At 66.8% G+C, this 20,315-nt stretch carries 15 protein-coding genes; 5 read left to right on the top strand and 10 right to left on the bottom strand.

Translation table 11 applies throughout. The features are described 5' to 3' along the window. Positions 1 to 83: 83 nt before the first annotated feature. From Pla108_RS06430 to crtI, 5 genes are all read right to left on the bottom strand, one after another. Positions 84 to 890 (bottom strand): lysophospholipid acyltransferase family protein, encoded by an 807-nt coding sequence (locus Pla108_RS06430; protein ID WP_146444045.1) that lies wholly within the window; start codon positions 888 to 890, stop codon positions 84 to 86. 113 nt (positions 891 to 1,003) lie between these two features. Then, a complete protein-coding gene (locus tag Pla108_RS06425) occupies positions 1,004 to 2,557 on the bottom strand; it encodes a phytoene desaturase family protein (RefSeq protein WP_146444044.1) in 1,554 nt (517 codons plus the stop codon). Further along, positions 2,554 to 4,029, bottom strand: coding sequence for an aldehyde dehydrogenase family protein (locus Pla108_RS06420; RefSeq protein ID WP_146444043.1), 1,476 nt, complete (start codon positions 4,027 to 4,029; stop codon positions 2,554 to 2,556). The genes Pla108_RS06425 and Pla108_RS06420 overlap by 4 nt, the downstream gene beginning before the upstream one ends. Then, a complete protein-coding gene (locus Pla108_RS06415) occupies positions 4,026 to 4,919 on the bottom strand; it encodes a squalene/phytoene synthase family protein (protein ID WP_146444042.1) in 894 nt (297 codons plus the stop codon). The genes Pla108_RS06420 and Pla108_RS06415 overlap by 4 nt, the downstream gene beginning before the upstream one ends. 23 nt (positions 4,920 to 4,942) lie before the next feature. Continuing rightward, positions 4,943 to 6,460: a phytoene desaturase family protein gene (gene crtI / locus Pla108_RS06410; RefSeq protein ID WP_146444041.1), complete on the bottom strand. Its 1,518-nt coding sequence runs from the start codon at positions 6,458 to 6,460 to the stop codon at positions 4,943 to 4,945. Positions 6,461 to 6,688: 228 nt separating this feature from the next. On the opposite strand from crtI, the gene Pla108_RS06405 reads away from it, so the two are divergent. Together Pla108_RS06405 and Pla108_RS06400 are read left to right on the top strand one after the other, a co-directional pair. Further along, the gene (locus Pla108_RS06405; RefSeq protein WP_146444040.1) at positions 6,689 to 8,623 is read left to right on the top strand and encodes a DUF4914 family protein; all 1,935 of its coding nucleotides are present in this window, start codon (positions 6,689 to 6,691) and stop codon (positions 8,621 to 8,623) included. 164 nt (positions 8,624 to 8,787) lie between these two features. Then, a complete protein-coding gene (locus Pla108_RS06400; protein WP_146444039.1) occupies positions 8,788 to 9,402 on the top strand; it encodes an ECF-type sigma factor in 615 nt (204 codons plus the stop codon). Positions 9,403 to 9,405: 3 nt separating this feature from the next. Here Pla108_RS06400 and Pla108_RS06395 read toward each other — a convergent pair whose 3' ends face one another. Beyond that, positions 9,406 to 10,404, bottom strand: a complete 999-nt coding sequence (locus Pla108_RS06395; RefSeq protein ID WP_146444038.1) for a hypothetical protein — start codon at positions 10,402 to 10,404, stop codon at positions 9,406 to 9,408. 181 nt (positions 10,405 to 10,585) lie between these two features. Here Pla108_RS06395 and Pla108_RS06390 point away from each other — a divergent pair, with 181 nt between their 5' ends. Together Pla108_RS06390 and Pla108_RS06385 are read left to right on the top strand one after the other, a co-directional pair. Next, a complete protein-coding gene (locus Pla108_RS06390) occupies positions 10,586 to 11,794 on the top strand; it encodes a hypothetical protein (RefSeq protein ID WP_146444037.1) in 1,209 nt (402 codons plus the stop codon). After that, on the top strand, positions 11,791 to 12,717 hold the full coding sequence (locus Pla108_RS06385; protein WP_146444036.1) for a DUF1559 domain-containing protein: 927 nt from the start codon (positions 11,791 to 11,793) through the stop codon (positions 12,715 to 12,717). The genes Pla108_RS06390 and Pla108_RS06385 overlap by 4 nt, the downstream gene beginning before the upstream one ends. 248 nt (positions 12,718 to 12,965) lie before the next feature. Here the strand turns inward: Pla108_RS06385 and Pla108_RS06380 are convergent, their stop codons facing one another. After that, positions 12,966 to 14,990, bottom strand: coding sequence for a serine/threonine-protein kinase (locus tag Pla108_RS06380; RefSeq protein WP_197526294.1), 2,025 nt, complete (start codon positions 14,988 to 14,990; stop codon positions 12,966 to 12,968). A 170-nt stretch (positions 14,991 to 15,160) separates the two neighbouring features. Between Pla108_RS06380 and hisA the strand changes: the two genes are divergently transcribed. Then, positions 15,161 to 15,895, top strand: a complete 735-nt coding sequence (hisA, locus tag Pla108_RS06375) for a 1-(5-phosphoribosyl)-5-[(5-phosphoribosylamino)methylideneamino]imidazole-4-carboxamide isomerase (protein ID WP_146444034.1) — start codon at positions 15,161 to 15,163, stop codon at positions 15,893 to 15,895. Positions 15,896 to 16,035: 140 nt separating this feature from the next. Here the strand turns inward: hisA and Pla108_RS06370 are convergent, their stop codons facing one another. From Pla108_RS06370 to Pla108_RS06360, 3 genes are all read right to left on the bottom strand, one after another. Further along, positions 16,036 to 17,670, bottom strand: coding sequence for a vWA domain-containing protein (locus tag Pla108_RS06370; RefSeq protein WP_197526293.1), 1,635 nt, complete (start codon positions 17,668 to 17,670; stop codon positions 16,036 to 16,038). Between the two features lie 900 nt (positions 17,671 to 18,570). Beyond that, positions 18,571 to 19,146, bottom strand: coding sequence for an RNA polymerase sigma factor (locus tag Pla108_RS06365; RefSeq protein ID WP_197526292.1), 576 nt, complete (start codon positions 19,144 to 19,146; stop codon positions 18,571 to 18,573). Positions 19,147 to 19,546: 400 nt separating this feature from the next. Next, positions 19,547 to 20,224, bottom strand: coding sequence for a DUF374 domain-containing protein (locus Pla108_RS06360; RefSeq protein ID WP_146444031.1), 678 nt, complete (start codon positions 20,222 to 20,224; stop codon positions 19,547 to 19,549). Between the last annotated feature and the right edge of the window lie 91 nt (positions 20,225 to 20,315).

Raw genomic sequence — 20,315 nt, 5'->3', positions numbered from 1 at the left:
GTAGGCAAAATCGATAGCGGCGAAACCGTTCCCCTCCTTTTCAAGGCGGGGGATAAGCGCTGACGACATGAACGAACACGTCGTCAAAACTTCTCGCTATGGGCGGCGCGATAGGCTTGCCCCGTCAGTTTAGCATGAAGCCAACGGGCCGGTTCGTACGCCCCGCCGACGCCGGCCGTCCCCCCCAACACCACACGGAACGCGGACGCGTCGCGAGCAATTGACCGCGCCGCAAGTTCCCCCTGCGCCGCCCGTAGCCGCGCCCGTAAGAGGTCGTCCCAACCCGCTTTGTCGAGGCCCCCCCGCGATTCTCTCAAGCGGACCGGCTCGCCGAACCAGACGAGCGCCTCGGGGAGACGTTCCTCCCAGAACACGTACTCGATCGCCAGCGGCAGAACGACCGCGTCGGGCGCCCGCTCCGCTAGATCGGCGACCAGATGAGCCAAGCCGGGCTGGAAGGCAGGCGCCTCCTCCCGCGGGTCGACGAACCGCCCCTCGGGCGTCATCCAGATGCTCGTGTCAGGCGTCGCGAAGACACTACGCGCCGTTCTTAAGAACTGCGCCGCGCCGCGGCGGGTTTGTTGCTCGACACCGAAGAAGCCGAGTTTCTCGAAGATCGGATAGCGGGCCAGCGCAGCGGCGTCGAAGGGGGCGTAGAGCGTCCGTGCGGGCGTGATCCGCTCCGCCAAGTGCATCGCCACCAAGGGGTCCCACCACGAGGCGTGATTGAGATAGACCACCAGCGGCGCGTCGCGTGGGATCGCCGGCTCGGGACCACCCACCGCGACGGCATGGAAGGACTTGCGCAAGTACCGCCGCAGGTACCAACGAAACCAGCGCAGCCAGAACGCCGAGACGCGGGGCGGAGCGTCGGAGACACGTTTACTCATCGATCAGCTTGAACCACCAAGGAACGACGGAACAAAGGACCGGGAACGACAAGGACCCGCCTAAGTTCCTTCGTTCCTTTGTGGTTCCAGAGTAAGGCACGGTTAGAGTCGGCTCAAACGCCTGCCAAAGCCCGCTCGCCGACCTGCTCGTAGTCGGCGTCGAGCGAGTCGGCCGCGATCCAGCCGCTCATCAGCACCATCGGCATGCCGGGGCCCGGGTGGGCGGCGCCGCCGGCGAGGTAAAGGCCTTTCACGTCGCGGCTGCGGTTGGCGGGCTTGAAGGCGCCGAAGAACCGGCCGTGACTCGCCAGCCCATAGATGGCGCCGCGGAGCACGTTGTAGCGGCTCTCGATATCGGCCGGCGTCAGGGCTTCCTCGACGACAATCGCGTCGCGAAGGCCTTCCATGCCGGCGGTCCGCTGCAGCTTGTCGAGGATCGTCTCTCGATAGGCGGGCAACAGCTCTCGCCAATCCTGGCCGTCGCGCCGGTAGGGGGTGTGGACCAGGATATAGAGCGCCTCACCTCCGTCGGGAGCGACGCCCGGCTCGGTGACGGCCGGCGCGCAGAGGTAAGCCGTCGGGTCGGGCGCCGGGACGCCGCGGTGGTAGATGGCGTCGAACTCCTCGTGGGGGTCTTCGGAGAAGACAAAGTTGTGATGCAGCAGCTGGTCGAACCGCCGGTTGAGGCCGAGATAGAGCACCACCCCCGAACAGGCCGGCTCGTACTTGCGGCGGCGTAAGAACGGTGAGTCGGCGCCCTCGCCGAGCAACTCCTTGTGCGTAATAACGCTGTCGCAATTGCTGACGACCGCGTCGGCGTCGTGCCGCTCGCCCGACTCGGTCTCGACGCCGACGGCTTGCCCGTTTTGGGTGAGAATGCGGCGGATCGGCGTGTCGGTATGGACCTCGATGTCCAGCTCACCGGCGAGCTTCGCGAGCGCCTCGGGGACGGCGCGTGTCCCTCCCATCGGGTACCAAACGCCCTCTTCGGTCTGCATGTGGGCGATGCCGCACAGCACAGCCGGAGACGCCTCGGGGCTGGAGCCGACGTACTGGGTGAAGTGGTCGATCATCTGGGCGACCCGTTCATCCGGCACGTGGGAACGGACCGTCCCCGCGACGGTGCGGCCCATCCGCAGCGCCATGAGATCGCTCAAGACTTTTGCGTCGAACGTTGTCGACATATCCATCGTGTCGCCGATGCCGCCGACGCTCTTCCAGAAGAAGAAGCGGTCGGATATTTCGTGCAGTCGGGCGCTCGTCGAAATGAACTTTTCGTAGCCGGCGGCGACCTCGGGCCGCCCGGAGAAGGCGTCAAGCGTCTGCTTCATCTGCGGCACGTCGGCCACAAGGTCGAGCACCGAGCGGTCCTCGAAGAAACAACGCCATTGCGGGTCGAGCTTGACCAATTCCAGCCGCTGGTCGAGGTCGTGACCCGCCTCAGCGAAGATACGACGCAAGACCGACGGCAACGTGAGGATGGTCGGCCCCATGTCGAACCGGTAGCCGTCACGACGGAGCTGCACCGCCTTGCCGCCGACGGTGGCGTTGCGCTCAAAGAGCGCGACCTTGTAGCCGCGGGCGGCCAGCGTGCAAGCGGCGGCGAGCCCGCCGAGCCCGCCGCCAACGATGGCGACTCGCTTCCCTGAAGTGGCTTGTGCGATCATGGTTCCCTCGTCGGTGACGATTCTGTCCGGCGACGCGTCGCCGCGGAGATGATTTTCTTCAGTCCAGCAAAGCGTCCCGACCAGCTGGCGGCGTGCTGGCTTTGGATGAGCCCGGTGACCAGATCGTCGAGCGCCGGGGTGGGCTCGTCGAGGTGGGGCAGCCACCCGCCGCGGCGACGGACGACCGCCTGCGGCCGGGTCATCGCCAGCAGGCCTTCGGCGCCACGGGTGACGCCGTAGCCGCTCTCCCCCGCCCCGCCAAACGGCACGCGGGGGTCGGCCGTCGGTGCGATCAAGTCATTGACCGTCACGCAGCCCGCCCGTAAACGCCGAGCGACCTCCTCCGCCTCGCCGGCCGGCCCGAAGACCGACGCGCCCAGCGCATAGGACGAGGCGTTTGCGAGTTCGATCGCCTGCTCGGCGTCTTTGGCGACGTCGAGCGATAGCACGGGAGCGAAGAGGTCGGATTGAGCGACCAGCGGCGACGCCAAGGCCGACGTGAGCAAGATCGGCGGGATCAGTGCGGCGTCGCACGCGGCGTCGAGCGCCACGCGGTCGAACCCGTGGGGACAGCTAGCCATCGCCCCAGCCGCGAGCTCGTCGCCCAGCACCCGGCGGAGGGCTTCGGCGGCTTGTTTCGGGACCCGACGTGGCGGGGCGTTCGCGAGCCGATCGGCAAGGCGTTGTCGCACTTCGTCGGCGTCGCCAACCGCGATCAGACGCCGCGGTCCGATGCAGGTCGCCCCGGCGTTGAACGTCAGCCCCCAAGCGACACAGTCGACGACGCGTCGCAGGTTGGCGCCCGGGAGGACGATCACCGCATCGCTGCCAGAGCACTCGAGCGTGCACGGGGTCAGCGTCTCGGCGGCGGCCCGGGCAACGGCGCGGCCGGTGGCGGAGGAGCCTGTGGCGGTGATGTGATCGACCCCGGCGGCGATCGCCGCTTGAGCGCTCTCGGTGGAGCTATCGAGCGCGACGCACAACCGTGAGTCGCCGCCGCCGACCAGCACGTTGGCGAGTCGCTGCGCAATCGCTTCGCCGCCCGGCGGCGGTTTGAGCAGCACGGCGTTCCCCGCCGCCAGCGCCTGGATCGCCGGCACGGCCAGCAAGAACAGCGGGTAGTTGGACGCCCCAATCACCAGCACCACGCCGGCGGGCTTTCTCTCGACCCGCAACGCAAGACTCTGAAAAAACCGCCATGCGACACGGGGTCGGAGCGTCCGGGCGGCGTGACGCTCGAGCCAGCGGCAAGCGTCCGCCAAGGGGAGCACCTCGCTGGCGAGGCTCTCGGCCGTCGTGCGGTCCTGAGGCGTTTGAATCAGCGAGGCCCAACCCGAGGGGTCGGCCGCCAACTCGTGACGCAATCCGCCAATCGGCTTAACGCGGACCCGGGGCGCAAGCGCCGCCCAGTCGGCCTGCGCCCGACGCGCGGCCGCGATCACTTCGGCGACGTTCTTCGTCGCATCGGTCACGGCGCCGCTCCCGCCGCGGCGAGGGCCTCGGCGACCTTCGCGGCGACCACGTCGCGCGAAACCTTGACCCCCTCGCCTTGCTGGATCAGATCGAGCGTCGCATCGGCCAAGATTCGTGGCAGCGTGACGAACGCGACGACGCCCGGCTCGGCGCCGGCGGCCGTGAGATGATCGGCATAGCGCTCGGCGGCGGCCAAGTTTTCGCGGGCGATCGCGATCACCTGCCGGCGATCGATCGCCTCGGGGAGATAAACACGGCCGTCGCGGGCGTCGTCGGCGGCGTCCTTGAGGATGTTCACCAGCTGGAGACCTTCGCCAAAAGCGGCGGCGTCGGCCGCGAGGGCGTCCCGCGCCGGCGACGGCTTGAGGCTTCGATGGAACAATCCGGTGAGCATCTCGCCGACAATCCCCGCGACGTAGTAGCAGTAGGTCCGCAATTCGTCGAGCGTACCAAACTCGAACGCCGCGTCATTGTCGGCGCGTCGCAGCGTCTCGGCCATGCCGAGCGTCGACCGGACGACGTGGCGTTTGAGCAGCTCGGCAGCGCCCGGGTCGAGCCCGCGTAGCTCGGCGCAGACAGCGCCCGTCTCGGCGAGCAGGCGGTTGTACTCGGTCTCGGTCGAGACGGGACTCTCTCGCCAAACCTGCGCCGCCTCTGCGGCGGCGGCGTCGGAGGGGTCACCGAGCAACTCGATGAAGCGGCCCAGTTCGCGGATCCGCGAGTCGCGGCCAAGCAGCTCGGCGTCTTCGAGCGTGTCGGCGATGCGGAACAGCAAGTAGCCGACCCCCACCTCGTGCCGCAACGGCTCGGGCAGCAGGGGGATCGCCAGCGCAAAGGTGCGGCTGGTGCGTTGGAGCAGGTCGGCGATGTGCTCGCGACGGTCGTTCACGTCAAAAGGGCGGAATACTACGGTTAGGCGGCGAGGTCACTGAGTAACGCGTCGGTCGCGATCCGGGCGGAACTGTAGATCGTCGGCAGTCCGCTGCCGGGATGGGTGCCACCGCCGACGAGGTAGACGCCCGACAGGTCCTCAAAGCGGTTGTGCGGCCGCCAGCAGAGCATCTGCCCCAAGTTGTGGGCGAGGTTGAAGGTGGCGCCGCGATAGATATGGTGCTCGTCTCGCCAATCCGTCGGCTTCACAACGCGTTCGACCCGGACCCGATTCTCGGCGTCGCGAACGCCAAGGCGTTCCAGCTGTTGAAAGACGACACTCCGCATGCGGGCCGACTCTTCTTGCCAATCGACCCTGCCCTCGCTGGCGCCGAGGTTTGCGGTCGGCACTAGGACATAGAGCGTGCTGCAACCAGCCGGGGCGAGCGACGGATCGGTCTGCGTGGCGGCCTGGACATAGACGCTGCAGTCGTCGGCCAGCGGCCGACCCGCGGCGATGTCGTCCAGGTTCTTCTGGTACTCCGGGGCCAGGTAGATCGTGTGGTGCGCCAGGCCGGGGAGGTCGCCTTCCAGGCCGAGGTACATCATGAAGGTGCTGCAGCTGTACTGTTTCTTCGCCAGCGATCGGTCTTTCCACCGCCGCCGGAGGTTGTCGGGCACCAGCTCGGTCATCGACTGGGCGAAGTCGGAATTGATCACCAGGGCGTCCGCGTTGTAGGTCCCCTTGCCCGTGACGACGCACGTCACCCGGCGCCCCTCGAAGACGAGCCGTTCGATCGGTTCGCCGAGGCGGACCTCGCCCCCCAACTCGCCGACAATCTCAGCCATCCGCTCGGAGACCTGCCCACAGCCGCCGATCGGATGGTGGACGCCGTGCTCGTACTCGAGGAACGCCAAGATCGAGAACAAGCTGGGGCACTGGAACGGCGACATCCCTAGGTACTTGCCCTGGAACGTGAACGCCAACTGCAGTCGCGGGTCTTTGAAGAAGCGACCGACCTCGCTGTGCAGCGACCGCCAGGGCCGCAGCAGGTGGGCCGAACGCAGCACCTCGGGCCGCAGGAGGTCGGTCAGCCGGTCGAAGGGGGACTCGAGGATCGGCGTGAAGGCGTCGAGCTTGCCGCGGTTTTCTCGCAGGAACCGGGTGAAGCCCCCCTCATCACCGGGCGACAGCCGGGCGATCTCAGCCTCCATGCGGTCGATGTCGGGCGTCGCGTCGAGCTGGCCCCCTTGTTGGCGAGGGCCGTCGCCAAACACCAGCCGGTACTGCGGATCGAGCCGCTTCATCGGGACTTCTTGCGCCAGGTCGTAGCCACACTGGGCGAAGACCTCGCTGAGGACCCGTGGGTACAGAAAGAAGGTCGGACCGAGGTCGAAGCGGTAGCCTCCTTCGCGGAGGCTCGACGTGCGGCCCCCCGGCGTGGCGTGGCGCTCGAAGACGCGGACCCGGCAGCCCGCCTTGGCGAGCAGCATCGCGGCGGCGAGGCCCCCTGGGCCGGCGCCGATGACGGCGACTTCACGCTGGGAAGGACGGCTCACCAATCGAAATACCTCGGAGGAAGGCGCTCGGCAGGCCACCGCAGCACGTCGAGCTTACGGTATTCGTAGAACCTACCAGCCAGATGCACAGGTCAGAATGCCGAAACTACGGCACGGAGGGGCCTCTTGCCACCAAGTTGTCCCCTCGCATCCTTCACCAGAAGGCCAAAGCCGATTAGCCTTTGGGGCAGACCAGGCGCCGTTTTCCCCGCTCTTCGAGATTCCGCTATGCCTTTGAAGCAGCTTCCCGGGCTGACCCTTTCTCACAGCGCGATGTCGATCCTCGAGACGGCCGAGGCGGAAGGCCGCCTGCACCTGGCCGGCAGCGTCGAAGAGTTGGTGGCGTTGGCGACGCCCGACGCCTCGCTCGGCCTGGGCGAAGTCGCCCCAAACGGTTTCTACACCGTCGGTTACGACGTGCCGGGCCGCGGCTTCGTCCCCGAAGCCGAGGTCTGCCAAGTCAAGAACGGCGTCGCCGCCAACTACCTCGAAGCCTACATGCGGCGCCGCGACCCCGACTGCATGGTCGTCGGTGACCACCGGGCGACCGACAAGCCGACCTTCGAGGGCCGCTTTGGCGAGCCGTTCGACAAGCTCCGCAGCGAGACGCTCGACTGGCTGAAGTCCCAGCCGATCGCCTGCTTCTTCTTCCGCACCGGCCTGCCCGACGAGCCGCTCGACGCGGTGGCGATCGCCCCCGCGAACGCCGGCTTCTTCGCCCTTGGCCTCGCGATGCTGCAAGGCATTGTGCCGCTCGACGAGATCCGCCTCGACGGCCCCGACTACCACCACGGCGCCGTGGTCTATGTCGCCCCCCCGTTCCGGCACACCCACTTCGACGGCAAGCAGGTGGTCGTACACAACCGCCGTCTTGAGGAAGAGATCGGGCTCCACGAGCTGTTTAGCTACAACCTCTACCCCGGCCCCTCGGCCAAGAAGGGCGTCTACGGCATGCTGCTTACCTTGGGCGAGCAGCACGAGCAGCCTTGGACAACGGCTCACTGCTCGACGGTCGAGGTGATGACCCCCTACGAGAACGCCACCGTCATCATGCACGAGGGCGCCTCGGGCGGCGGCAAGAGCGAGATGCTCGAACAGATGCACCGCGAGGCGGACGGCACCCTCCTGCTGGGGACCAACACCGTCACGGGCGACGCCCGGAAGCTCGTCTTGCCGCGTGGTTGCGACCTGCGGCCGGTGACCGACGACATGGCGCTCTGCCACCCGTCGCTGCAGAAGACCGAGCAGCGGAAGCTGTCGCTGATCGACGCCGAGAACGCCTGGTTCCTCCGCGTCAATCACATCGACCGGTACGGCACCGACCCCTACAACGAGCGCCTCACGGTCGATCCCCCGGGCCCCCTGCTGTTCCTCAACATCGACGCGCACCCGGGCGCCACGGCGCTGATCTGGGAGCACACGATGGACGCGCCGGGCAAGCCGTGTCCGAACCCCCGCGTCGTCGTGCCCCGCAAGTACGTGCCGGACGTTATCAACGGACCGGTGACGGTCGACATCCGCAGCTTCGGCGTCCGTTGTCCCCCCTGCACGCGCGAGAACCCGACGTACGGCATCATGGGCCTCTTCCACGTCCTGCCGCCCTCGCTGGCGTGGCTGTGGCGCCTCGTCGCCCCGCGCGGCCACGGCAACCCGTCGATCGTCGACCAGGGGGGCATGCAGTCGGAAGGCGTTGGCTCGTTCTGGCCGTTTGCGACCGGCCGTAAGGTCGATCAGGCGAACATCTTGCTCGACCAGATCATGCAGACGGACCAGACCCAGTTCGTATTGATCCCGAATCAGAACCTGGGGTGCTGGAAGGTCGGGTTCGCTCCGCAATGGGTGGCCCGCGAGTATCTGGCTCGCCGCGGCTCGGCGAAGTTCAAGCCGGGCGACCTGAAATCGGCGCGCTGCTCGCTCTTGGGCTACCACAAGGAAACGTTGCAGGTGGAAGGCCACATCATTGGCAAGTGGTTTATGGACGTCTCGCAGCAGCCAGAAGTCGGCGAGGAAGCCTACGACGAAGGCGCCCGGATCCTCACCGAGTTCTTCCACCAGCAGCTGCGGGAGTTCACGGTGCCCGACCTGCAGCCCCTGGGCCAGCGGATTATCGACGCCTGCCTCGGCGGCGCGACGCCGGACGACTACGCCAAGCTGGGAACTTAGTCACCCAAGTGCGGCAATCGCGGCAGGGATCGAATAAGCTGTAGGAGGCGTCTGGGACGCCGATTACGCATTCAATCCCTTTGCGGTAAGGATGCCGTAATCGGCGTCCAGACGCCTCCTACAATCCGCTTGTCTTGGCGGTCCCCCCCTTGAGAGCCCGAGCGATGGACGACGACACGTCCCACGGCTCCGTCACTTACTGGATCGCCGAACTCCGGGACGGCGAGACGGCCGACGCGCAGCGTGAGCTGTGGGACCGCTATTTCCGGCGGATCGTGGCGCTAGCGCGGACCAAGCTCGGCGCCCTCCCCCGCGGCCCGGCCGACGAAGAGGACGTGGCGATCAGCGCCATGCAGAGCCTCTTCCACGGCTTCCAACGCGACCGCTTCCCCGACCTGTGCGACCGCCACAACCTCTGGTCGCTGCTGGCGAAGATCACCGCCCGCAAGGCGATTAACGAACGCCACAAGCAGAACGCGAAGAAACGCGGCGGCGGCAGGCCGCGGATCACCGTCGGCCCATCGGGAGGCGACGACTCCCTAGCCGGCTGCGACCCCTCGGACGACGACCTGGGCCCCGAGTTCGTCGTCGCGATGCAGGAAGAAATGCGGCGGCTGATGGGCGTGCTCCCCGACGACACGCTCCGCCTGATCGCCGGCCGCAAGCTGGAGGGCTATTCGAGCGCCGAGATCGCCAACGAGATCGGCGTGGTCGAGCGAACCGTCGAGCGGAAGCTGGCGCTGATCCGGGCCAGTTGGGCCCCGGCGGCCGAGGTTTGAGTCTTATCTCGAGCGACCTGTCGGGCGGCGCCGGCCGTTGCTGATTGGCAGCGTAAGGGCAACGGCCGTCAGCAAGTCCGCCGCGGGTTCGGGGACCGACTGCGCCGGCGCCGCGATCGTGAACGTCGCGTCGGCGTCGTCTCCCGGCAGATTGATTTCCCGATCGGTCAACGCGTTGTGGGCAGGCTCGTCGCCCGCCATCGCGTCGGCGCCGAACCGGACTTCCGTCGCCGAAACGCCTAACAGCACCGAAGAGTCGCCCACGTGGTCTCGCCAGATCGTGTAATCCGCCGCATTGACCACGCCGTCGAGGTTGCCGTCGGCGGCGTGGATTCCCTTGGCCCCGTAGCCGGCTGCCCAGACGGCGTGGTCCGGCATCGCGACTTCTCCCTCGAGATCGTAGTCGCCCGGCGCCAGCGTCCGCTCGGCGACGCCCCGATCGCCGATCTGCAGGTGCAAATCGACCACCCCGGCGGCGATCGCAGAGACCTGGAACGAAGCGATCAGCCAAGCCGGCGAGCCGTCGCTAGCAATAACGCAGTGCATCTCGCCGGCCGAGCAGACGGGCCCCATGCCGCGTGGCGAGGTATCGGTGAGGTTAAAGCCGTTGAGCCCGTACAGGCCGTCGGTCACTCCCCCCAGCCCCAACTCGAACGCGCTGTACTCCGAAGCGAGCGTCGGGACGGTCGACGAATCAACGACGAATTCAAAGCGGTCGGTCGAGCCGTCGATCGCGTTGTAAAAGACGTACGAGCCATCGACGAAGTCGATCTCGGCGCCCGTCGCAACGACGTTCAGCGAGACCGCGTCAAACTGCCGGCCCGACTCGGGTCGTCCCCACACGTAGAGGGTCGTCGAGGCGCCAATGCTCGGCGACACCGCCACGTTGCTCGGCCCGGAGGTTGTCAACGCATTGGCCGACAGCCAGAAATCGGCGGCGCCAGCGCTGGCGTTCAAAACCAGGCAAGTCAGGGCGACGTCGAGATAGCAAACCGAGCGCACCGTGACGGCACCTTCGTGAAAAGTCGTTCTCTCTCAGCGCCAGGGCCAGCTGGTTCGCTGTTAACAAACTACCTGCTCCGTGCGTCGGGGCCAAACTCTCGGGGAAACTTGCCGATTCCGCGTGACGTGAGGCGGCCGCGGCTCGTTATCCTGATAGACCCCTTCTCCCGTTGATAACGCCATGGGCGCCCGCTCGACACGCCGAATCTTCCAAAGAATCGCCCTTTGGTGCGGGGCGGCCACGCTGTCGACGCCAGGCGTTGCGGCGACGGTCCTCTTTGCCGAGGATTTCAATAGCATCCCGCTCCTGACATCTCCGACGTACGGTGTCGCGAACGCTTATTCGCTCGACCCACCCCCGGGCTGGGACGTCGCCAGCCCCCTCCCGCCTGGGGGTATCCCAGAGTGGCGGGGGTGGTCGTTCGCCCGCAAGACGTTCTGGCAAAACGTCGGCGCCGCGACCGGCGACCGGGCGGGACGCGAGTTCTTCAAGCGGGGCGACGGCACGGTGGCGGTCGCCGACCCCGACCTCTGGAACTCGCCCGGCGTCGGGCAGTCGGGCGACCCCGCCAACCGGCTCGGCTTCTTCAACAGCTTCTTGACGACCCCGGTGATCGACCTCGATCCGCGACTGCCGAACGAGAAACGGATCGTCCTCGGGTTCGATAGTAGTTGGCTCGGCGTCGAGTGTTGCGACGACGGGGCGTACCTCGATCCCTCACTCCGTTTTCGCAATAACCAGACGGCGATCATTCGCGTCCGGATTGATGGCGACGAGCCGATCGAACTGCTCCGCTGGGAGTCGGCCCCCTTTCGCGACGCGAACGGCTTCCCGACCGACCAGCCGATCAGCGTCACGGGCGCCCCCAACACCCCGAACCCCTACTACCGGGCGTTCGACCTCAACGAGCGTCATTTTGTCGATCTGACGGGCCTGCTACCCGGGCTCGCCCAGGCGAGCGACGGCAGCTTGGCGCTAGCGGGCGCCGCGTCGGGCGGCGGCGTCCAGATCGAGTTCGGCGTCGAGGACGCCGGCGACGACGGCTGGTGGGCGATCGACAACGTCGAGCTAGCTTCGTACGCGACCGTGCTGGGCGATATGAATCTCAGCGGCGACCTCGACGTTGGGGATTACGACGCCTTCGCCCTCGGGATGCTCGACACCAACGCCTACCGCTACGAGTTCTTCGGGGAGTTCCCGGTCACCAACGGCAGCCTCGACAGCGTCTTCGACTTCGACGACATCCCCTGGTTCATGTCGATCATGGAAGGGGTCGGCGCGCCGGCCACGGCGTACGCACAGGCGTTCTTCGCGATCCCCGAGCCGTCGGCCGCCACGCTCGCCCTGTTCGCCACGCTGTTCACGCTCCGGACCCGCCGCCACGGATGACGTCCGTCACCATCAGCGCCGACCCTCGCCAACGGGCGTTCACGCTCGTCGAGCTGTTGGTCGTCATCGCTATCATCGCGGTGCTCGTCGGCCTGCTGTTGCCGGCGGTGCAAGCGGCGCGGGAAGCGGCCCGGCGGATGTCTTGCTCGAATCAATTGCGGCAGATCGCCCTGGCCGCTCACCTCTTCGAGTCGAAGGAACGACGCTTCCCGGCCGGCGCCCGTCTCACCGCGGCTCAGCAGCGCGACGGCGTTGGCTGGCGGGTCCTCGTCCTGCCACAGCTCGAAGAGCAAGCGCTAGCCGACGCGATCGGCGTCTTGCCGACGGGGGAGATGACCAACAAGGACCATCCGACACCGGGAGTTTTTATCTGCCCGAGCACCCCCAACGGGGAGCTGGCCAGCGACGGACGGTCGACCTACGCCGGCGTCGCCGGCAACGGCGCGGTCGAAGTCTGGGACCTCGACAACACCTTCTATGGCGATGTCTACACCGACGGAATCCTCTACCCCGACAGCGAAGTCCCCCCGTCACAGGTGCTCGACGGCCTCTCCAACACCCTGATGTTCGGCGAACGGGCCTACCTGGTCGACCACGCCGTCGAGCTCTGGATGACGGGCGCGATCTGGACCGGGCGGGCACGCATCGAAGAGGTCTACCAACAAGCGACGAAGAATGTTCGCTATCCGATCAATGCTGATCCCGGCCGATTTGGCTATTTCCGTGGCGATCCCGCCCGCCCCGCTTCCGACCCAGGGACGCTCAAACGCAACGACTTTTACTTCGGGAGCTTCCATTCCGGGGGGGCTCACTTTGCCTTTGCCGACGCCAGCGTCCACTTCCTGCGAGATGATGTTGATATCAATCTCTATCGGGCACTCGCGAGCCGGAATGGCGGCGAGGTCTTTGAAGAATCGTTTTGAGTCGCAACGCTTCTTGCCCTGTGGGACTTGCCCTGTGGGACTTGCCCTGTGGGACTTGCCCTGTGGGACTTGCCCTGTGGGACTTGCCCTGTGGGACTTGCCCTGTGGGACTTGCCCTGTGGGACTTGCCCTGTGGGACTTGCCCTGTGGGAGGCGTCTCCCGACGCCGATTTCGCGCACCATCACAAGGCAGCATGGTGCGCGGAATCGGCGTCGGGAGACGCCTCCTACAAACTTGCGTGACAATGTCAGGGTTTATTGACCCCCTCCCCTTGCTTTAGGAGCACATCGGCGAGATTGACGAGGTCGCTTGGGGTGAGGTTGACTTCTGGCAGTTGCGGCGTTGCCGCCTCTTGCAATTGCGCTGCCGCCTTCACGCCGGCGGCTCCAAGCCGCTTCTCACGCAACGTGTCGCGAAGCGCTTCGGCGTTCGTCAGCGCATCGCGCAGTTGCGTCAGTTCATTCGATAATCCCGTGATAGAGGGTTCGCCAATCTCGGCAAGTAGCGAAGCGGCCTCGGCGTCGCGTCCGACCGCAAGGAGCAACCTCGACATCGCGATGCGTGCGTTTACTCCTTCAGCGCTACTCCGTGGTGATTGCCGGGCCGCGACCAGGAGGCGTTCGCCACTACTAGTTAATAGTCGCTCGATCGCCTCGACGCGGATCGGATCGATGTCCTGTGCATGAACCCTTGAACCCTGGGCGTCCTTTGCCGCTTCCAATTCGTCGACACGCTGCTCCTGCTGACGGATCAACTCGTCACGCTCGTCGAGTTGCGACTCCAGCTTCGCCGCTTGCCGTCCAATGACGACCGCCGCGGTGGGACCGACAACGGCCAGGACGGCGCCAAGCGTCAGCGCGGTCGCCAAGGCCGGACGCCGCCGCGCCCACCGCCCCGCCCTGCCCCACGGCGACAGCGGGCGGGCCAGCACCGGCTCGCCCGCCAGGTAACGCCGCATCTCTGCCGCGACGTCCGCCGCCGTGTCGTAACGCTTGTTGGGGTCGCGTTCGAGACACTTTAGGCAGACCGTCGCCAAATCGATTGGCACCGTATCGTCGAGCCGTCGCGGGCTGGGGGCGTCGTCGGTCAGCCGCTGCTGGATCTGGCTCGTCGCGGTGCCGCGGAACGGCAGCTCGCCCGTCAGCAGTCGGAACAGCACGACGCCCAATGCGTACAAGTCGGTCCGCCGATCGATCCAACGCGTCTGCCCGCTCGCCTGTTCGGGCGACATGTAGGCCGGCGTGCCGAGCACTTGGCCATCAACCGTCATGGTGATTTCGCCCGCGTCGCGTTTGGCGAGGCCGAAGTCCATCAGCCGCGGACGGCCGAGATTGGCGAGCCCCGCCCGCGCTGTCTCGCCGCCGGTCGCGAAGCGGTCGAGCATGATGTTCGACGGCTTGAGGTCGCGGTGGATGACGCCACGGCCGTGGGCGTAGTCGAGCGCGTCGGCGATGTCGGCGACCAGCGCCGCCGACTGCCGCGGCGTCGGGCGCCACTCTTTGATCCGGTCAGACATCGGCTCGCCATCGACCAGTTCGCTGACGATATAGATCGACCCCGTGCCGTCGAGGCTCGCGTCGCGTCCCACCTCGTGGACCGAGACGATCCCCGGGTGCGCCAGCTGCGCCGCCGCGCGGGCTTCGCGGAAGAAGAGCTCCGCCTCGTACGGCGCGAGGCCGCCGCGCCGCGGGAGCTTGATCGCCACGTCGCGGTCGAGCTCGGGGTCGCGGGCCCGCCACACGGCGCCAAAGGCGCCAATGCCGAGCCGCTCGCGGAGCAAGAACCGTCCCACCCGCGGCGCGACGGCGTCCGCCTCGGCGCCCGAACCGAGCAGCCCGAACGCGCTGCCGCAGGCCCCGCACGTGATCTCGTCGAGCTGTGAATCGACCGAGAGGTCGACACGGCTCTGGCACTGGGGGCAGCGCAGCCGCAGCTGGCCGCTGCCAAAGCTCGATGGCGCCGCCGGGCCGGTGAGCGTCGCCGCCTCGGCAAGCGCGTCGCTAGCGGACGGCTCATCGACGAATCGTCCGAGCTCGGGCCGAGCGCCGGCCCAATCGGTCGCGTCCTCTCCTCGCCGTGCCCGATATTGTCGCTCGATAGCGAAGAGCTCTCGCAAGGCGTCTTCCCGCAGTCCTGCGGGGAGTTCCGCGGCGAAGGCCTCGCACCGGGGGCCCTCCGTCCCGTCACCCGCCTCGCGCCACGCCGACTCAAACCGGTCGCAGACCGCGTCGATGACGGCGAGCACGTCGAGCGGTTGGGTGGGGTCGGGCACGAAGGAGTGGGCGGTTGGCAGAGGGCGGTGGCTGGTGGCAAGCTCCTCGCCTCACTTTACTCCAATTCTCTAGCGAATCGGATGGCTAGCCTTAGGCGGCTAGCTTTGTAAACATAGTGTCCCTCGTCGTAACTTCCTCACTGCTCACAGCTGACTGCCGACTAAACTCTATGCAAATCTGGCCCGCCATCGACCTCCGCGGGGGCAAGTGTGTCCGACTCCGGCAGGGGGACTACGCCCAGGAAACGGTCTTCAACGACGAGCCGGCCGCCGTCGCCCGGCAATTCGCCGACGCCGGCGCGCGGTGCCTGCACGTGGTGGACCTCGACGGCGCCCGCGAAGGAGCCCCCGTCAACCTGCCGGCGGTCGAAGAGATCCTCGAGGCGCTGAACGCCTACAACGAGCCCTTCAATGTCGAACTCGGCGGCGGCGTGCGGGACGACCAATCGATCGTCGAACTGCTCGACTTCGGTCTCGACCGCCTGGTCGTCGGCACCTCGGCGATCAAGCACACCGACTGGTTCGAGGGCATCGTCGAGCGCTTCCCCAACAAGCTCGTGCTGGGGATCGACGCCCGCGACGGCCTGGTCGCGACCGACGGCTGGATGGAAACGAGCCAGACCAATGCGGTCGAATTGGCGAAGCGGTTTGTCGGCAAGCCGCTGGCGGCGATCGTCTACACCGACATCGCCACCGACGGCATGATGCAGGGGCCGAACGTCGCCGCGATGGCGGAGATGCAGCGGGCGGTGGGCGACCTTCCGGTCGTCGCCTCGGGGGGCGTCACGACGCTCGACGATGTCCAGCGGCTGAAAGACGCCGGCCTCGCCGCCGCGATCATCGGCCGCGCCTTGTACGAAGGAACCATCGACTTGGTGGCGGCTCTCAAGATCGCCCGGTCGTAGGCGCCGCGAGAGCCGTGTCGTCCCGACCACGGCGCGTCGCGGGTACCCGGCGCCGCCGTGGTCGGGACGACACGGCTCTCTTATGTTCGATTGCTGAGCTGCTCGATTGCTCAGCTGCTCGATTGCTCAGCAATTGATGTTCAACGTCCCCGCAGTTCCTGGGCCCGTCGGACGAGGTCGAGGAACTCGGCCCGGTAGCCGCCATCGTCGGCGCCGAGCGCCCCGCGGGCGATCTCGAGCACGCTGTCGAGCGTCGCATCGCCGGCGTGCGACGAGCCCCGCAGCAGCATGCCGAACTCCGCCACCGCCGCGGCCCAGCGGAAATCGTCGTCGGCGTCGGCGAACGACTTGCCCGCGTCTTCGAGCGGGAACTCGAGCTTCTTGCTCGCGCCCCCCTCGGGCTGCTTGTAGCGAATCTTGAGCGTGAGCAGTTCCGCGGCGAACACAGTCGGCTGCGCGCTCTCCCCTATCAGGTCGACGCGAGCCGCGTCCTCCTCGACCGGGGCGGGCTGGTACTTCAATCCATCGACCGGCGGCGCCGGCTCTTCAACACCGACGGGGACGATCTCATAGAGCGCCGTGACCGTGTGCCCGGCGCCGATCTCGCCGGCGTCCTTCGTGTCGTCATTGAAATCCTTGGCGGCCATGACGCGGTTCTCGTAGCCGATCAGGCGGTACGAGGCGACTTTCGCCGGGTTGAACTCGACCTGCAGCTTCACGTCCTTGGCGATCGTTACGAGCGTCCCCGACAGGTCGCGTGACAACACACGGCGGGCCTCCTTCTCGTTGTCGATGTAGGCGTAGTGCCCGTCGCCACGGCCGCTGATCTCCTCAAGCATCGCGTCGTTGAGATTGCCACGCCCAAAGCCGAGCACGGTCAGAAAGACACCCGTCTCTTTGGCGCGGGTCTCGACGAGCTTGGCGAGCTCTTCGGTCCCTGTCAGCCCGACATTAAAATCGCCGTCGGTGCAGAGCACGACGCGGTTCACGCCGCCGCCGATCTGGTTCCGTTCGGCGATCTCGTAAGCGAGCTTGAGGCCGGCGCCCCCCGCGGTCGAGCCGCCCGCTTGCAGCCGGCCGAGCGCCGAACGGATCTCGTCCTTCCGATCGCCCGACGTGCTGGGGAGCACCACGCCCTCGCTGCCGGCGTACACGACGATCGCGACGCGATCGTTCTCGCCAAGCCGGTCAGTGAGCGCCTCGAGGCCACTAATCACTAGCGGCAATTTGTTGCGATCATTCATCGACCCCGACACGTCCACCAAAAACACAAGGTTCGACAGCGGCCGTTTGTCGGCATCGACCTCACGACCTTTCACGCCGATCCGCACCAGCTTGTGCGACGGTGCCCAGGGGCAAGCGAAGCAGCCAAGCGAAGCCGCAAAGGGTTCCTCGGCCGCTTCCTTCGGTGCCTCGTAGGCGTAGTCGAAGTAATTGACAAGCTCTTCGACACGGACCGCGTCCGCCGGCGGCAGACGCCGCATGTCGAGCAGGTACTGCCGCACGTTCGAGTAGCTGGCTGTATCGACGTCGATGCTAAAGGTGCTGAGGGCGTCCTCGCCAGCGGGCTTGGTGAAGGCGTTTTCGTGGATGGCTTCATAACGGTCGTGCAAGGGTGGTTCGCGGTAATAGAAGTCACGACCAATCTTGACGCCGCCGCTTGGTACGGTGGCGTCATTGATGAGACCACCTAGCCCGATCGCAGTGCTTGGTTTGGACTCTGACCAATACAGCTTGTCAATCGAGTGGAACCAGCCAGAATCGCGACGCGGCATCTGGGCATCTTTGCCCAGTTCTACTGGCTTGAACCACTTGAGATCGCCCTGATTTACGACGGACGGGCTGCCGTAGGCACCGGAACTAGGCGACTGCTCTGCGGGCGTCGCTGGCTGCTTCCGCAGACTCTTCAACTCCTCAACTCGTTCAGGGCTGATGCTATAAGTTTGAGACTGGCCTGGCTTAGCGACAGGAGCGGATGGAGTTGCCGCACGACCGCCGCTAGAGTCTTTTGCCAGGTTTCTGGGATTGAAATAAACACGCGGTTCATTTGCCAGCTCTAAGCCCGGAAAAGTTTGCCCTTCGGACGGAACGAACACCTCCCCCGAAACCCGTTCAGGACCATCAAGTACATTTATCGCCCACGGCGTCCCTGAGCCATCACCACTGTCAGGCGGGTCACCATAATTCCCAACGTACATAATCGGCCCATCCGAAGACTCCGCAACGGGTGGCGTCGCAGCGTTTGGCTTGTGACTCGACGACGCGGTGGCCGATGATGCAGCTTCAGTCGCTGCTGGCTCTATCAGCGCAACCTTTGGCTCATTAACTGTGGCGACGCCGCGCCACAGCACGACCGCCATCAACGAAGCCGCTGTGGCCAGTAGCACGATCCACGCACGTCGGGTTTGCATCGCAGTTCTCCCGGAAGGGGCGGCGACCTCGGCCTGCGCGTCGGCAAGGCGTGACGCGATCGCGGCGGACAAGTCGGGTGGCCGCTCGGCGCCGAGGGCCTCGGCGAGCACGCGGTCGGTCAGCCGGTCGTGGTGATCGGCGGCGGTTGGTTGGGGATTGCTCATATCGAGTAGGGTCCGCTGTGCGGACCGTGGTTAACGGTGTCTGCTGGGACAAAAGTCCCTGATAGCTCCGACTCGGTCGTGCGGTCCGCACAGCGGACCCTACAAGTTGGGCCGCAGCGTCGCCTCGATGCACTCGCGCAGCTTCTCACGGGTGCGTCGCAACAGCGTCTTCACGCCGTCGGCGGTCATGCCGAGCGTCGTGGCGATCGCCTCGCGGCTCTCGCCCTGGTGATACGTCAAGTCGATCGCTTGCCGTACACGGCCTTCAAGCTTCTCGACACAGTCGCGGGCCGCGTCGACGTGGTCGTCCCAGGGATCGCCGTGCGATCGGTCACGCCACATCGCTTCGGACCAGACCGTTTCGGCGGCGTCGAGGTCGGTCGTCTCACAACGGCGCTTCTGTTTGCGCCGCAGCATCAGCAGCTGTCGCCGGGCGACCGTGCGGAGGTAGCCGGCCGTCTGTTGGTCGGACGCTTCGACAAAGGTCGAGCGGGCGACGGCGAGGAAAGTCTCTTGGGTGAGGTCGTCCGCCTCGGTGGGTTCGGCGCCCAGGTAACGCAGGTAACGCCAGACCTCGGCCTGACGGTCACGGACCAGCCGCCCCAGGTCGAGGGCCGGCGCGGCTCGCCCTCGCGGGAGCGACGCGTCGGCGGTGGGCGGGAGGGGCTGGCTCATGACCGTCATGCCGCCACAGTGCCGCGGCGTCGGGCGAAGGGTTCAAGAAAACCGGCCGGGCCCCAAAAGTCGGCTAGTCCTTGCCACAAGGGAAGGCCCCAACGAGGGCTGTTTGACAAGGTTGATCACCTTGGGGGAGTGATCAACCTGATCAAACAGCCCTGCACGGTGGATTCTAGGTCGTGCTGACACTCTCTTGGCCCCCTGTCGTCCGACCTCCCTCCCCCCTCGTGGGGAGGCCACTTCCCTGGATAAGTGGGGGGGACGCGCCGGGTGCCCGGGTTCCTCACCCCTCCCCGACCCTCCCCATCAAGGGGAGGGAGATCGGGCGACAGAGTCGCCAGGAGAATACCAACACGGCCTAGTCCGAGAGAGCGCCGGCGGCCCGCGGCTGGCCCCGCTACGCGGCGCGGCGGAGCGCTTCGCCGGCGCGGGCTTCGGTCGGGTCGTGCTCGGCTTCGAGCGCGTTGAGCGAGTCCTCGATCCGGCGGCGGAGCGCCTCGACCCCTTCGTTGGGGCGTTTACGGATCGGCTCGGCGAAGTAGGCGTCGATCCGGGTGAACGGGATCGGGACCTGGAAGCGGTCCCACGACGGCGTGATCCGCAGCCGCCATTTTGGGATCAGCACGACGTTGAGCACCGCGGCGTCGGCGCGGTCGGCGAGGGCGGCGATCCCTTTCTTGACGCAGCCCTTGGGGCCGCGGGGCCCGTCGACGGCGATGATCGCCGGGCCCGTGCCGCTTGCGACGTGCTCGGTGAGGGCGTCGAGGGCGGCGGCGCCGCCCCGGTCGCGGCCGTTCTTGCGGCTCGAGCCCCGCACCGGCGTGACGCCCAGGGCGAGGAACGCGCGGACCATCAGCTCACCGTCGCCCGACTGCGACACCATCGCGGCGGTGTTGGGCTCGGTGTTGATCGCCGCGGCGAGCTGGTGGCCGTGGAGGATCGAGTAGGCGTAGCGGACGCCGCGCCGTTTGAGTTCGGGCCGCGGGTCGTTGTAGACCCGCAGTCGACACGTCCAGCGGAACAGGAGCACGACCGCGGCGATCGGCCACGCGATCCATTGAGGAGGGATTTTCATCAAACGGTGCAGTTGCAAGCGATAGCACTTACGCGGCGTGACCCATGCAATGGGGGGGCCATGCGATTGGGGGGGAAGTTACCGGCATCGC

This window comes from Botrimarina colliarenosi (assembly GCF_007859955.1).
Taxonomy (GTDB): Bacteria; Planctomycetota; Planctomycetia; order Pirellulales; family Lacipirellulaceae; genus Botrimarina; species Botrimarina colliarenosi.
Note: the sequence above shows the minus strand (reverse complement) of the source record. Positions and strands in the feature narration are given on the sequence as shown.